Consider the following 13,124-nt stretch of genomic DNA (forward strand, 5'->3'; position numbering starts at 1 on the left):
GGCGTCCGGGGTGCGGCGGACCGCCCGGTGCGGGCGGGCCGCCGCTCAGTACCGCACGGCATTGGCGACGACGACCTTCACCGAACCCGTGAGGTCCCGGTTGCTGCGGGCCTTCGCCTCGGTGCTCTGACCCGCCGCCAGGTCCGGCACGGTCACCGCCGCCACGTCCAGCACATTGCCGCTGTCGTCGGTGAAGTTGACCTGGATCACGTACCGGCTGGTGTTCTGCCCGTGGTTGGTGACGGTCAGCGTGGTCTCGGCCTTGCCGTCCACGATGGTCACCGCGCCGGCCGCGACGTCCCCCTTCGCGTCCAGGCCGCCCTTGATGCCGGCGATCGCCGAGGAGGCCGCCGCCTGCGCCGACGCGACCGCGGAGGCCGCCGCCGAGGTGAGCCCGCCCGCCGCCGTGCCCAGCGCCTCGCTCGCCGCCGAGGCCGCGGCGGAGGCGGCACCGGCGATCGCCGAACCCGCCTGCGCGGCGGCCGAGGAGGCCGCGCTGCCCGTCGTGCCGCCGTCCCCGCCGCCGTCGTCGGAGCAGCCGGCCAGCGCGGCCCCGCCGAGCAGGGCGGCGGCCACCGCCGCGGCCAGGGCGCGGCGCGGACGGCGGACGGCGGGGGCGTGCGGGTCCGCGGCGGTCGGCCGGGGCGGAGCCGCGGCGCGGCGGGTCGGGTGGCGGTCCATCGGGGTCCTCGATTCTGGCCGTGGGGGCGGCCCGGCCCTGGGGCCGGCCGGTGCCGGTCCGCCCGGCACGCCTCCCCGCCCACGTTCCGGGGCCGGGGAGGCGTCCGCCACCAGGGCCGGGGCGTTCGGGTGACCCCGCGCCGGAGCGGCCCCCGCCCTCAGGAGAGCCCCGAGCCCTCCTGCGTCTGCGCCTCCACCGCCGCGCGCTCCTCCGCCAGCCGGACCGCCTGCCGGCGGCGGGCCACCACCCCGTACGCCGAGGCCGCGCTCGCCGCGAAGGCCAGCAGGCCGGTCGACGACCGGTTGAAGGCGTGCCCGGTCAGGTGGTCCAGCGAGTACCGGCCAGGTCCGGCCAGGCCCAGCGCCAGACCGGTGGCGCCCAGGAACGCCGGGTACTCGTAGCCGCCGGACATCGCGAAGAACCCCGACGGGGCGTGCACCGCGACCGCACCCGCCATCGTCCCCGCCACCACCGCGCCCGCCACCGGCGTGGCCAGCCCGGCCACCAGCAGCGCGCCGCCGCCCGCCTCGCCGAGGCCCGCGGCCAGGGCGCTGCGCCGCGGCGGGTGGAAGCCCATCGCCTCCATCGCCTTGGTGGTGCCCTCCAGGCCGCCACCGCCGAACCAGCCGAACAGCTTCTGGGTGCCGTGGGCGATCAGCACCCCGCCGACGGCACCTCGCAGGGCGAGCAGGCCCAGGTCGCTACGGTTCAGAGCCATGTCCAAGTCCCCTTCCGGAGCCCTCCGCCGCGCGGAGGGGTGGTCCGGTTTCCATGGCAGCCGAAACCGCCGGACGGCTCGACCCGGGGCGGCCGTTCGGGCGAAAAGCGATGCGAACGGGAATAGTCCGGGCCCTGGCGTGGCATCCGGGCGGCGGTGATCGTCACGGCGATGCTTGGCGCATGTTCGTCTTCGACCTGAGCAGCGCTTTCATCGCCTTCTTCGCCGTGGTCGGCCCGCCGAAGGTCCTGCTGTCCTTCGCCCGGCTGGCCTCCACCCGGACCTCCGGGGAACTGCGGCGCCTGGCGGCCTGGAGCTCGCTCGTCTCGGCGGTGATCGGCGTGGCCCTCGCCTTCAGCGCCGACTTCGTCACCTCGCTGTTCCACATCAGCGACCAGTCCCTGCAGCTCGCCGGCGGGCTGATCTTCTTCGTCTACGCGGTCGCGCTGGTCTTCGGCTTCCACCTGGGCAGCGGCGCCGACGCGGCGGACGAGCACGCGGCCAGTCCGCTGGTGGACGGGATCCGCGAACTGCTGCTGCCGTACCTGGCCAGCCCGCTCGCGGTCACCGCCGTCCTGGTCGGCTCGCTCGCCAAGGACGACTGGGGCTGGCACGCCACCGTGGCCGGCGCCTACGTCGCCGTGGTGGCGATCAACTACGTCTGCGTCGCCGTGCTCGCCCCGCTGATGCTGCGCACCCACCGGACCTCGCTGGAGGTGATCGCCCGGCTGCTCGGCCTGCTGCTCGCGGCGGTGGGCGCCGAACTGTTCCTGGAGGGACTGGCCGGGCTCGGCGTGCACCTGCCCGAGGAGCACTGAACCGGCCCACCGGGCCCGGCGGGCGGGGTGGGCGACGGCCCGGCGGCTCAGGCGGCCGCGGCCAGCCGGAGCAGCGCCTCCCCGATCCGGTCGCGCACCAGCGGGTCGGTGACCAGCCCGTCCGCGCCGACGTCCCCGCGCGCCAGCGGCACCCGGACGCAGGCCGCCTCGACCACCGCCGCCCCCGCGTAGCGCAGCACCGTGCCCAGCGCCGCCTCGGCGCCCAGGCCCCGGCCGGTCCCGGCGGCGTTGATCCAGGCGGCCGGCTTGTCCGCGATCTCCATGCCGCCGACCGTCCAGTCCAGCAGGTTCTTGAAGGCGCCCGGCAGGGTCCCGGCGTACTCGGGCGTACAGATCAGCAGGGCGTCGGCGGCCTCCACCGCCGCCCGCAGCGCGGCGGCCGGCTCCGGCAGCGGGTCGGCGTCGAGGTCCGGGTTGAAGTGCGGCAGCTCCGCCAGCCCGGTGTAGTAGGTGGTCGCGACGCCCTCGGTGGCCAGGGCCACGGCGGCGGCGGTGCGCAGCACGGTCTCGTTGACGGACCCGGCGCGCAGACTTCCCGGGAGCAACAGGATGTGACGGTCGTTCGGCATGGGCAGGAACCTATCGGCCGGCTCAGGGCGCGACCACCGGCCGCCAGGGAACCGGGCTGGAGAGGATCATCGAGCTGGCCGGCTGCCCGTAGCCGCCGAGGCGGTCGATGAGGGCCTCGAAATCGGCCATTCCCGGAACGGCGACCAGCAGCACGCAGCAGGCACCGCCGGTGACCCGGTGCAACTGGAGCACCTCCGGCCAGCGGGCCACCTCGGGGTCGCGCAGCACGCAGCGCGGGCCGTAGCACTGGAGCTGCACCAGCGCGGTGATCGGCAGGCCGGAGCGGGTGAGGTCGATGTGGGCGTGGTAGCCGGTGATCACCCCGTCGGCCTCCAGGCGGCGGACCCGTTCGGCCACGGCGGGTGCGGACAGGCTCACCCGGCGCGAGAGTTCGTTGTAGGAGAGCCGCGCGTCGGCCTGGAGTTCGGCCAGCAGGCGGCGGTCGACGGCGTCCACGGCGGCTCCCGAGGGTGTGGTCCGGTTGGCTGGATCCCGCTGCTTTGCGATCGTGAAGAGGATCGGGAAAACACCTCTCGAACGACAGGCGCGGCCGCGGTTGCCGTGCCCGCCGCCCATTCAAATGCGCGCCGGGCCGCCGCACAATGGGGCCCCGGTACTCGCCGATGACGTCTGGAGGGATCGGGTATGGGGCACGACACGGTGGAGAGGCCCAATCTGTCGTTCGGCCGGACCGACGAGCCGGCGGAGCGGGGCACCCCTTACGCGCGCTACGTCCGGCTCGACGAGCTGCACAGCCTCCAGCACCCGCTCAGCGAGACGCCCGCCGAGCTGTCGTTCATCGTCACCACCCAGGTGATGGAGCTGCTGTTCGGCCTGCTGCGGCACGAGTGGACGCTCGCCCAGCACGCCCTGCGCGCCGACGACCTGCCGGGCGCGCTGGCCGCGCTGCGCCGGGGCACCCACGTCCAGGACGTGCTGGTGGAGTCCTGGGACCTGCTGGCCACGCTCACCCCGCAGGAGTTCAACTCCTTCCGCCCGCTGTTCGGCGAGGCCTCGGGATTCCAGTCCGCGGCCTTCCTGCAGCTGGAGTTCCTGCTCGGCAACAAGAACCCCGCGCTGCTGAACATGTACCGGGACAGCCCGGGGACGCTGGCCGAGCTGACCGCCGCGCTGCGCTCCCCCGGCCTGTACGACGACGCGCTCGCGCTGCTGGCCCGCCGCGGCCTGGCCGTGCCGGACACCGTCTCCGAGCAGCGGCACCGGGCGGACGAGGCGGTCGCGGCCGCCTGGCGGCGGGTCTACGGCGAGCCGGAGCACGCCGGTCTGCTGCCGCTGGCCGAGGCACTGCTGGACGTCGCCGAACGGGTGACCCGCTGGCGCCAGCGCCACCTGGCGGCGGTCAAGCGGGCGATGGGCGGCAAGCCCGGGTCCGGCGGCTCCAGCGGCCTCACCTGGCTGCGCCGCTCCGCCGAGCAGGACGTCTTCCCCGAGCTGTGGGCGATCCGGGACGGGCTGTGACGATCCCGCGTCCGGCGGGCATGAACGGGCAGTGGGCAACGAGCAGTGAGTGGGCAGCGGGCAGTGGGCACGACGAGGCACGGGAGAGGCTGGGCATGATCACGCGCGAGGAGTGCGCGGCGCTGGACGCCGCCGACCCGCTGGCGGCGTTCCGCGGGGAGTTCGCCCTGCCGCCGGGGGTGATCTACCTGGACGGCAACTCGCTCGGCGCGCTGCCGGTCCGCACCCCGGAGCGGGTGCGGACGGTGGTCGAGCGGGAGTGGGGCCGGGAGCTGATCCGCAGCTGGAACGACGCCGGCTGGTTCGAGCAGCCGTACCGGCTGGGCCGGCGGATCGCCCCGCTGGTCGGGGCCGCCCCGCAGGAGGTGGTGGTCTGCGACACCACCTCGGTGAACCTGTTCAAGGTGCTGTCGGCGGCCCTGCGGCTGCGCCCGGGCCGCTCCGCCGTCCTGGGCGACCGCGCGGCCTTCCCCACCGACCTCTACATCGCCGAGGGCGTCACCGGACTGGTCCCGGGAGCCCGCAGCGTGCTGATCGACCCGGCCGAGCTGGACGCGCACCTGGACGGGGACGTCGCCGTGGTCGTCCTCTCGCACGTCGACTACCGCACCGGCGAGCTGCTGGACATGCCCGGGATCACCGCCCGGGTGCGGGCCGCCGGGGCGCTGATGATCTGGGACGTCTGCCACTCGGTGGGCGCGCTGCCGGTGGAGCTCTCGGCCGCCGGTGCGGACTTCGCGGTCGGCTGCACCTACAAGTACCTGAACGGCGGCCCCGGCTCACCGGCCTTCCTGTACGCCGCCGAGCGGCACCTGGCGGCCGGACCGGCGCAGCCCCTGAGCGGCTGGTTCGGACACGCCCGGCCGTTCGCCTTCGAGCCCGGGTACGCCCCGAAGGACGGCATCGGCCGCTTCCTCACCAGCTCGCCCTCGCTGCTCGGCCAGGCCGCGCTGGAGGCCTCGCTGGACGTCTGGGAGCGGGCCGACCCGGCCGCCGTCCGGGCCAAGAGCCTGGCGCTGACCGACCTGTTCATCGGCCTGGTCGAGGACCTGGACGGCGTCGAGGTGGCGACCCCGCGGGAGCACGCCCGGCGCGGCAGCCAGGTGGCGCTGCGGCACGCCGACGGCTACCCGGTGGTGCAGGCGCTGATCGCCCGCGGGGTGATCGGGGACTTCCGGGCACCGGACCTGATGCGCTTCGGCTTCACCCCGCTCTACCTCTCGCACACCGAGGTGTGGGAGGCGGCGCGGCACCTGGCGCAGGTGCTGGAGAGCGGCGAGTGGAAGGACGAGCGCTTCTCCCGGCGCGGCGAGGTCACCTGACGCCCGACCGAGGGCCGGCGGCGGCGCCGGAGAACAGCCGTCGGAGCGCAGCCGTCGGAGCGCAGCCGGAACGCCGTCAGAGCGCCGTCAGCTCCTCGACCAGCTTCCCGTACACCGCGAAGGCCGGCTTGGGCGAGTAGTCGTCCCGGAGCAGGCCGAAGCGGTGGAACGGGCCCGGACCGGCGCTGTCCGCGTCGCGCAGGCCGAAGTGGCCGTAGCCGGTGAGGTTGAGCTCGCCGGCCAGGCCCGCGACCGTCCGGACCACCTCCTCGACCACCTCGGCCTGCCGCTGCTCCGACCGCCCGGGGCCGGTGGGCCAGCCGTGCTCGCAGACCCGGATCGGCACCGCCGGCCCGATGCCGGCCCGGGTGACGACCTCGCGCCGGAAGCCGGTGAGCACCGCAGTGACCGCCGCGCCGAGCGCCACGGCCGGGACCGGGCGGAAGACGTCGGGGAAGAAGTCCAGGCCGACGTAGTCGAGCGCGCGCTGGAAGCGCTCGTCGGCGAGCTCGCCGAGGGCGGGCCAGAACGGGTCCGCCGGGTCCGGGCTGAACGCCGCGTTGAACCCCACCGCGAGGTCGAGGCCGAGCGCCAGCGCCTCCTCCTTGGCCGCGACCACACCCGCGACCAGGGCCCGCAGGACGTTCGGCACGGAGCCGTCGAGCACCGGGGAGTCGGCGTTGGGCTCCTCGCAGATCTGCAGCGTGCCGATCCGCGCCCCTTCGGCGCGCACGGTCCGCCGCACGAAGTCCGTCCAGCCGTCCAGCCGCCCGTCCGGTGCCCGGAACTGGAGGACCAGGTCGAGCCGGCGCCCCTCGCGGGCGTAGCGCTCGGGGGCGACCGGGGTGGGCGGGGTGGCCGGCCCCTCGGGGAACGAGCGGTAGGCGCGGACCAGCAGGGTGGGCGCCGCGCCCTGGAGTCCGCGCAGCGCGGTGGTGATCCGCTCCGGGTCGTCGGGGCGGACGGGGGTGATCACACGGCTCTCGTCGCCGAGCAGGCCGCCGGGGTAGATGCCGAAGGTGAAGGTCATGGCCCCACCGTAGCGGAAATTTTTGGTGTCACTGCAAATTTGGTGCGGCGCTAGGATTTCCCCATGGGACTTCGCGAGGAGAAGAAGCGGCAGACCCGGACCCTGCTGGCCGACACCGCGACGGCGCTGTTCGTCGAGCACGGGTTCGAGCGGGTCACGGTGGCCGAGGTGGCCAGGGCCGCCGGGGTGGCCGTCAACACGGTGTTCAACTACTTCCCGACCAAGGAGGACCTCTTCTTCGACCGGCAGGACGAGGTGGTGGACCGGCTGGCGCGGGTGGTGCGGGAGCGGCCGGCCGGCGCCTCCCCCGTCGACGCCGTCCGGGCGGAACTGCTCGCCGGGCTGGACGCGGGCGAACCGACGTACGGGCTGCACTCGCAGGCCGCGGCGTTCTGGCGGACGGTCACGGACAGCCCGGCCCTGCGGGCCCGGTTGCTCGACCTCGGCGAGCGGGCCGAGGAGGCGCTGGCGGCGGCCCTCGCCGAGGAGGCGGGCGACGGGGCGGCGGCCCCGCTCCCCCGGGTGCTGGCGGGCGCGCTGGCCGGGGCGCACCGGGCGGCGCTGGCGGAGGTCCGGCGGGGCATGGTGGCCGGCGAGCCGGTGGACGCCGTCCGGGAGCGGGTCGCGGCGGCCGTGACGGCGGGCTTCGACCTGCTGGCGGCCGGGCTCGCGGGGTGGCCGGAGCGCGCGGCGGTGTGACCCGGGGCCGGCGAACGCGAAGGGCCGCCCGGTCGGGGGTGACCGGGCGGCCCTCTGCCGTGCGGCGGCTACCGCGGAGAGGCCTTAGCCGTGGCGGCCGCGGCGGCGTGCGGCCAGGAAGGCGAGGCCTCCGCCGACGGCGAGCAGGGCGGCGCCGGCGATGCCGAGGGCCGTCGTGGAGTTGCTCGCACCGGTGGACGGCAGCTGGCCGCCGCCCCCGTTGTCGGTGGGCGCCGGCTGGCCGGTGGTCGGACCGCCGCTGGTCGGGCCGCCGGTGGTCGGCGCGGCGCCGGACGAGCTCGACGTGGCGCTCGGGCCGGTCGTCGCCGGGGTGGTGGCGGTCCCGGTCGGGGCCGGGGACGTCGGGGCCGGGGACGTCGGCGCCGGGGACGTCGGCGCCGGGGTGGTGGCGGTCTCCGTCGGGGTCGGCACCGGGGACGTCGGCGTCGCCGTGGGGCTGGTCGGCGCCGGCGAGGTGGTGGTCTCCGTCGGGGTCGGCGTCGGGGACGTCGGCGTGGGCGACGGCGCGGTGGGCGTCGGGCTGGGCGTGACCTCGCAGTCCGGCAGGTCGCCGTCGAACGGGTAGCTGTGGATCTCGTAGCCGCCGTTGCCGGTCTGGACCAGGTTGCCCGCCAGGTACACCCGGCCGTTCATGCCCGGCATGTCGATGGTCGTGGTGCCGGCCGGGTTGCCCGCCATCACCGCGCCCTGGAACTGGGCACTGCCGTTGATCTGCGCCGCGGTGGCGGTGGGGAAGTTCCAGAGCAGCTTGGAGCGCATGTCGGTGAGCTGGTCGCCCGGCAGGCCGGTACCGGTGTAGGTGTTGATGACCGGATCGGCCGACAGCATGTTGACCACGACGGTCGCGCCGGCCGGGATGCCCGCGAACACCAGGCCGATCTGCCCGCCGGACGGCGAAGCGAGGTTCCCGGTGACGTTGAAGACCTGCTTCATGCTGGTCCCGTCGCCGGTGAAGGTCGCCTCGCTGGCGGTGAGCCCGACGGTGCCGGTGGCGGCGGCCTTGCCGACACAGGCCGAGACGTCCTCGATCCGGGTGAGCACCGAGCGGTACGGCGCGGCGGCGTCGGGGTCCTGGATCGCCTCGCCGGTCGGGTCGATGGAGACCGTGCCGGTGACCGTGCCCGCGTGCCGCAGGTTGCCGAAGGCCTGCCCCTGGGAGTCGCTGCCGCCGATCAGCAGCGAGTTCCCGGCCTGGACGGTGACGTTGCCGCCGACGGTGAGGAAGTCGCTGCCGTTCGGCGGGACGACCCGCGAACCGACGCCGACCACGCCCGCGTTGAACGCGCCGCCGCCCTGGCTCTTGTCGACGGTGAAGTTCCCGAGGGTGACGATCTTGCCCTCGGCCTCGGCCGCGCGGCCGTTGACGGTGTAGTCGCCGCCGGTGAAGACGTTGATGGTGGCGTCCCGGCCGGTGAAGTCGCCGTTGTTGACCGGAGGCCAGGTGGCCGGGCAGTCAGGCCCGCTGCACGCCCCCAGCGGCGGGGCCAGCGGGGCGGCCGCACCGACCGTCAGCACCGCCGCGAGCGGCAGCACGGCGGCGGCGGTCGCCACCGCGATCCGGGCGTTCCGGCGACCGCGCGGGACCGGCGGTCTCTGCGTGGTGACTCTTTCGTGACCCTGTGTACGGGTTCTCTGACTCATCGACACAATCCTTCGTACGGGGAAGCGGGCAGCTCCTGCATCACCCGCCTCGTTCCAGTTGATCCCGGATCATCCCGGTCGAATCCCAGAGAATCCAGAGATATGTGATATCCGATACCAAATCGGACAGCTCTGTACCATACAGACCATCAGCGTCGATCTGAAAATCCTTTGACCGGACGAACCCACGGCGTCCTCCCGTCCCGTCGGCGGCCCCGCTAGGTTGGGGACATGACCTCCGACGCGATCGCCACCGTCGCCACCAGTGCCGACGTGCTGCGCCGCCCCGGGGCCGGCGAGCACCTGCTCACCGCCCTGGAGCAGGAGCGCGCCGCCCGGTTCCGGTACGAGTCCGGGCGCGCCGACTTCATCGCCGCACACGTCCTGGTCCGGCTCTGCGCCGCCCGCCTGCTCGGCGTCCCGGCCGCCGGGCTGACCCTCGCCCAGCACTGCCCCGACTGCGGCAAGGGCGACCACGGCAAGCCCTACCTGCCCGACCACCCCGGGATCGAGGTCAGCCTCTCCCACACCAAGGGCGTGGTCGCGGCGGCCGCCGGGCACCGGCCGATCGGCGTCGACGTCGAGCTGACCGACCGCGGCGGCACCCTGCTCGACGTCGCGCCCCGAGTGCTCGCCGAGGCGGAGCTGCGGCAGGTGCGGGAGCACGCCGACCCGGCGCGCGCCTTCCTGCGGCTCTGGGTCCGCAAGGAGGCGCTGATCAAGATCGGCCGGACCACCCTGGACGGGCTCGCCGCCGTCGACCTCTCCGGGCTCCCGCTCGACCTGCCCGGCGGCCGGCCGCTGCTCAGCCCCTTCGAGGGCCTCCGACTGCTCGACTGGGTGGACGAGGCGCACGGCACCGCCGTCGCGGCGGTCAGCGAGCTGGCCCCGCGGGTAGTGGGGTTGGACGACCTCTGAGACGCCCACCTGGGTGGAGGCCGGTCGGATAAGCGGTGTTAGCGTCCTGGGCGGGGCGGGGAGAACCGGCCGCCCCGGCTGCCCGCGCCGCGACCCGCCGACGGGCCGCCCCCGTTGAGTCGCAAGGGTGCCCCGCCATGGCCAAGTTCCTGCTGAGCCTGCACGTCCTCGCCTCGGTGCTGTTCATCGGCCCGGTGGCCGTGGCCGTCAGCATGTTCCCGCGCCGGGCGAAGGCCGCGCTGGCGGGCGGGCCCGAGCAGGCCGCCGACGCCGGCATGCTGCGGCTGCTGCACCGGATCACCCAGGTCTACGCGCTGCTGGGGATCGCCGTACCGGTCCTGGGCATCGGGGTGGCCCAGGTGATGGACGTGCTCGGCCAGTCCTGGCTGATCGTCTCCATGGTGCTGACCGCGGTCGCGGCCCTGGCACTGCTGCTGTTCGTGCTGCCCGCGCAGCAGGCCGCGGTGGACGCGCTCGCTGCGGAGTCCGGCTCGGCGGACCACGGCAAGGCGGTCAAGGGGCTCAAGCTGCTGCCGATGACGGCGGGCGTCTTCAACCTGCTCTGGGCGGTCGTCGTGGTGCTGATGATCATCCGGCCGGGATCGACCACCGGCGCCTGACGCACCGGCGGACGCGGTAGTACTGTCCCGGCCATGACGATCACGGCGGGGATGGGACCGACGACGGCCGGAACGGGTGTGGGCGTGCTGCTGCGCGGCTGGCGGGAGCGGCGCCGGCTCAGCCAGCTCCAACTGGCCCTGCTGGCCGACTCCTCGGCCCGGCACATCAGCTTCATCGAGAACGGCCGCTCCCGGCCCAGCCAGGAGATGGTGCTCAGGCTCGCCGAGCACCTCGACGTCCCGGTCCGCGAGCGCAACGCGCTGCTGCTGGCCGCCGGGTACGCGCCGCACTACCCGGAGAAGCGGCTGGACGACCCGGCGATGGCCGCGCTGCGCTCCGGGATGGAGCGGCTGCTGGCCTCGCACGACCCCTACCCCGCGCTGGTCGTCGACGGGACCTTCCAGGTCCTCGCGGCCAACCGCGCCCTGGGGCTGCTGCTCTCCGGGGTCGCCCCGCACCTGCTGGAGCCGCCGCTCAACGCGATGCGGATCACCCTGCACCCGGAGGGCGTCGCACCGCGGATCCTCAACCTGCGGCAGTGGCGGCGGCACCTGCTGGAGCGGATGGAGCAGCAGGTCGGGCTGGTCCGCTCGGAGCCGCTGCGGGCGCTGCTGGAGGAGGTCCGGGCCTACCCCGAGCCGCCCGGCGCGGCAGCGGACGGCGGCGAGGAGGACATCACCGAGCTGTTCCCGTTCGCGCTGCCGCTGCGGATCTCCTACGAGGGCCGGGTGCTGTCGTTCCTGTCGACGATCGCGACCTTCAACACGCCGATGGACGTGACCGTCTCCGAGCTGGCCATGGAGACCTTCCTCCCGGCCGACGAGGAGACGGTCGCGTTCCTCCAGGCCGCCGTGGGGACGGCGCGGTAGTCACCCGCGCGGCCGTCCCGCCGGCAGCGGTCACGCCCGCAGACGGCGCAGGGCGGCGAACTGGAGGACGGCGAACAGGGCCACGGTGGCGGCCTGGAGCGGGATCCAGACGTACCCGGCGGTGGTCGGCCCGAACCACAGCTCCATCGCCACCACGCTGAGCACCGCCCAGACCAGGTTGACGTCGATCACCGCCCGCACCGCGAGCCCCGGCGGCTGCGGGCGGGCCGCCAGCAGGCCGACCGCGAGGCCGAACACCGCCAGTACGGCGCCGAGTTCGAGCAGCGTCGAGCGGCCGACGCCCAGCAGCTCGCCGAGCGGTCCGGGGAAGGCCAGGTAGGCGAGGCCGTTGCCGCCGCTGACGACGGCATCGAGGACGAGGAGGCCGCGCAGCGCCTTGAAGGAGGCGGGGGCGGTGCGGGCGGCGGTGGTCAGGGTGTGCGCGGACACGGCGGTTCGGCCTCCGGGGGTGGGGTGGGATCCCGGTCGGCGGTGGCGCCGCCGGGTGGGCACCACTGTGCCGGGGCGCGGAGCGGGCGTCGATTACCTCGGACGTCATGCCCGGGCACGCGGCCCCGGCAGCGGCACGCCCGCCCGCTTCACGGCCCGCGCCACGATCGTGGTCTCGGCGCGGCCGACGCCGAGCGGGCCGAGGGTGTCGGTGACGAACCGGTAGAGCCCGCCGTGGTCCGGGCAGAACACCGCGGCCATCAGGTTGGCCGGACCGCTGGTCGCGAAGACGCCGTGCACCTGCGGGTGCCGGGCCAGCGCCGCGCCGACCGCCGCGAGCCGGCCGGGCGGCACGTCCAGCCACAGCCTGGCGTCCACGGCGAGGCCGAGCAGCCGGGGGTCGACGGTGACACGGGTGCGCACCAGCCCGGCTCCGTCCAGCCGGTTCAGCCGGCGCCGGACGGTCGACTCCGGGGTGCCGACGGCCGCCGCGAGCGCCGCGTGGGACTGCCGGGCGTCCTCGCCGAGCCGGGCCAGCAGCACCCGGTCCAGCTCGTCCGGCGGCACGCTCCCCGGGGCGGGCCCGGCGGCCGGCGGTTCGGCGAGCGCGGCGGCCTCGGCCTCGCCCAGGTGGCCGGAGCGCCACCGGCCGGCGTCCGGGAAGGCGTGCAGCACGGCGTGCACGGCGGTCTCGGCCACGACGGCGGCGGCAATGGCGGGCGGCTGCCCGTCGGCCGGGCGGTCGTGGGCGCCGGCGTCGCCGAGCACCACCGCGCCGATCTCCCGGCCGCCGAGCATCACGCCGACGAACGGCACGTCCGGCCGGTCGGCGAGGGCCCGGGCGACGGTGTCGGCCTCGCCGTGCAGCACCCGGACCCGCAGCAGCAGCGCGCCGACCGCCGGGTCCTCGGCGTCGGGCGTCCGGACCACCCGGACCAGGCCGGCCCGCTGGAGCCGGGCGAGCCGGCGGGTGACGGTGCGCGCGGAGATGCCGAGCACCTCGGCGATCCGCCCGGCCCCGGCCCGGCCGTTCACCTGGAGCGCGCAGACGAGTCGGCGGTCCAGGGTGTCCAGCACGGCGTCCGGATCAGCTGCTGTGACGTCCATGGTGTCCGATCTCCGTCGTTCCGTCGCCGCTCGGCGCCCCGTTCGGCGCCCCGTTCGGCCGCACCGACGGTACTCCTGGAGCATGCGACCGGGACGAACGGAGGAGGGACGAAGAGCGACGAGAACGTGCCGACTGTGCGCGGACACCCCACCCGCTC

The 13,124-nt window shown here is 75.2% G+C and carries 15 protein-coding genes; 7 read left to right on the forward strand and 8 right to left on the reverse strand.

Annotated elements, in window-relative coordinates:
• Nucleotides 1-45: 45 nt before the first annotated feature.
• Together ACFU74_RS16365 and ACFU74_RS16370 are read right to left on the reverse strand one after the other, a co-directional pair.
• Nucleotides 46-681, reverse strand: a complete 636-nt coding sequence (locus ACFU74_RS16365; RefSeq protein WP_380757008.1) for an FxLYD domain-containing protein — start codon at nt 679-681, stop codon at nt 46-48.
• A 158-nt stretch (nt 682-839) separates the two neighbouring features.
• Nucleotides 840-1,400 (reverse strand): DoxX family protein, encoded by a 561-nt coding sequence (locus ACFU74_RS16370; RefSeq protein WP_380757010.1) that lies wholly within the window; start codon nt 1,398-1,400, stop codon nt 840-842.
• A 182-nt stretch (nt 1,401-1,582) separates the two neighbouring features.
• Here ACFU74_RS16370 and ACFU74_RS16375 point away from each other — a divergent pair, with 182 nt between their 5' ends.
• Complete coding sequence (locus ACFU74_RS16375; RefSeq protein WP_380757012.1) at nt 1,583-2,218, forward strand: MarC family protein; 636 nt, start codon at nt 1,583-1,585, stop codon at nt 2,216-2,218.
• A gap of 47 nt (nt 2,219-2,265) precedes the next feature.
• On the opposite strand, the gene ACFU74_RS16380 is transcribed toward ACFU74_RS16375, so the two are convergent.
• Nucleotides 2,266-2,808, reverse strand: coding sequence for an NADPH-dependent FMN reductase (locus ACFU74_RS16380; protein ID WP_380757014.1), 543 nt, complete (start codon nt 2,806-2,808; stop codon nt 2,266-2,268).
• Nucleotides 2,809-2,830: 22 nt separating this feature from the next.
• Complete coding sequence (locus ACFU74_RS16385) at nt 2,831-3,265, reverse strand: Lrp/AsnC family transcriptional regulator (protein ID WP_380757016.1); 435 nt, start codon at nt 3,263-3,265, stop codon at nt 2,831-2,833.
• Between the two features lie 189 nt (nt 3,266-3,454).
• On the opposite strand from ACFU74_RS16385, the gene ACFU74_RS16390 reads away from it, so the two are divergent.
• Nucleotides 3,455-4,288: a tryptophan 2,3-dioxygenase gene (locus tag ACFU74_RS16390; RefSeq protein ID WP_380757018.1), complete on the forward strand. Its 834-nt coding sequence runs from the start codon at nt 3,455-3,457 to the stop codon at nt 4,286-4,288.
• Between the two features lie 95 nt (nt 4,289-4,383).
• Nucleotides 4,384-5,610, forward strand: a complete 1,227-nt coding sequence (gene kynU / locus ACFU74_RS16395; RefSeq protein WP_380757020.1) for a kynureninase — start codon at nt 4,384-4,386, stop codon at nt 5,608-5,610.
• Between the two features lie 76 nt (nt 5,611-5,686).
• Here the strand turns inward: kynU and ACFU74_RS16400 are convergent, their stop codons facing one another.
• Entirely contained in the window at nt 5,687-6,640 is a 954-nt protein-coding gene (locus ACFU74_RS16400; protein WP_380757022.1) for a hypothetical protein, read from the reverse strand.
• Nucleotides 6,641-6,703: 63 nt separating this feature from the next.
• Between ACFU74_RS16400 and ACFU74_RS16405 the strand changes: the two genes are divergently transcribed.
• Nucleotides 6,704-7,339, forward strand: a complete 636-nt coding sequence (locus tag ACFU74_RS16405; protein WP_380757024.1) for a TetR/AcrR family transcriptional regulator — start codon at nt 6,704-6,706, stop codon at nt 7,337-7,339.
• A gap of 84 nt (nt 7,340-7,423) precedes the next feature.
• On the opposite strand, the gene ACFU74_RS16410 is transcribed toward ACFU74_RS16405, so the two are convergent.
• Nucleotides 7,424-8,911, reverse strand: coding sequence for a choice-of-anchor A family protein (locus tag ACFU74_RS16410; RefSeq protein WP_380757026.1), 1,488 nt, complete (start codon nt 8,909-8,911; stop codon nt 7,424-7,426).
• 321 nt (nt 8,912-9,232) lie between these two features.
• On the opposite strand from ACFU74_RS16410, the gene ACFU74_RS16415 reads away from it, so the two are divergent.
• From ACFU74_RS16415 to ACFU74_RS16425, 3 genes are all read left to right on the forward strand, one after another.
• Nucleotides 9,233-9,919 (forward strand): 4'-phosphopantetheinyl transferase family protein, encoded by a 687-nt coding sequence (locus ACFU74_RS16415; protein WP_380757028.1) that lies wholly within the window; start codon nt 9,233-9,235, stop codon nt 9,917-9,919.
• 137 nt (nt 9,920-10,056) lie between these two features.
• Complete coding sequence (locus ACFU74_RS16420; RefSeq protein WP_380757030.1) at nt 10,057-10,539, forward strand: DUF2269 family protein; 483 nt, start codon at nt 10,057-10,059, stop codon at nt 10,537-10,539.
• A gap of 33 nt (nt 10,540-10,572) precedes the next feature.
• Nucleotides 10,573-11,409 carry a helix-turn-helix domain-containing protein gene (locus ACFU74_RS16425; RefSeq protein ID WP_380757032.1) on the forward strand — a complete coding sequence of 279 codons (837 nt, stop codon included), beginning with the start codon at nt 10,573-10,575 and terminating at the stop codon, nt 11,407-11,409.
• A 30-nt stretch (nt 11,410-11,439) separates the two neighbouring features.
• Here the strand turns inward: ACFU74_RS16425 and ACFU74_RS16430 are convergent, their stop codons facing one another.
• Entirely contained in the window at nt 11,440-11,859 is a 420-nt protein-coding gene (locus ACFU74_RS16430) for a hypothetical protein (protein ID WP_380757034.1), read from the reverse strand.
• 105 nt (nt 11,860-11,964) lie between these two features.
• Entirely contained in the window at nt 11,965-12,966 is a 1,002-nt protein-coding gene (locus ACFU74_RS16435) for an Lrp/AsnC family transcriptional regulator (RefSeq protein ID WP_380757036.1), read from the reverse strand.
• Nucleotides 12,967-13,124: the final 158 nt, after the last annotated feature.

The organism is Kitasatospora sp. NPDC057500 (assembly GCF_042802195.1).
Classification (GTDB): domain Bacteria; phylum Actinomycetota; class Actinomycetes; order Streptomycetales; family Streptomycetaceae; genus Kitasatospora.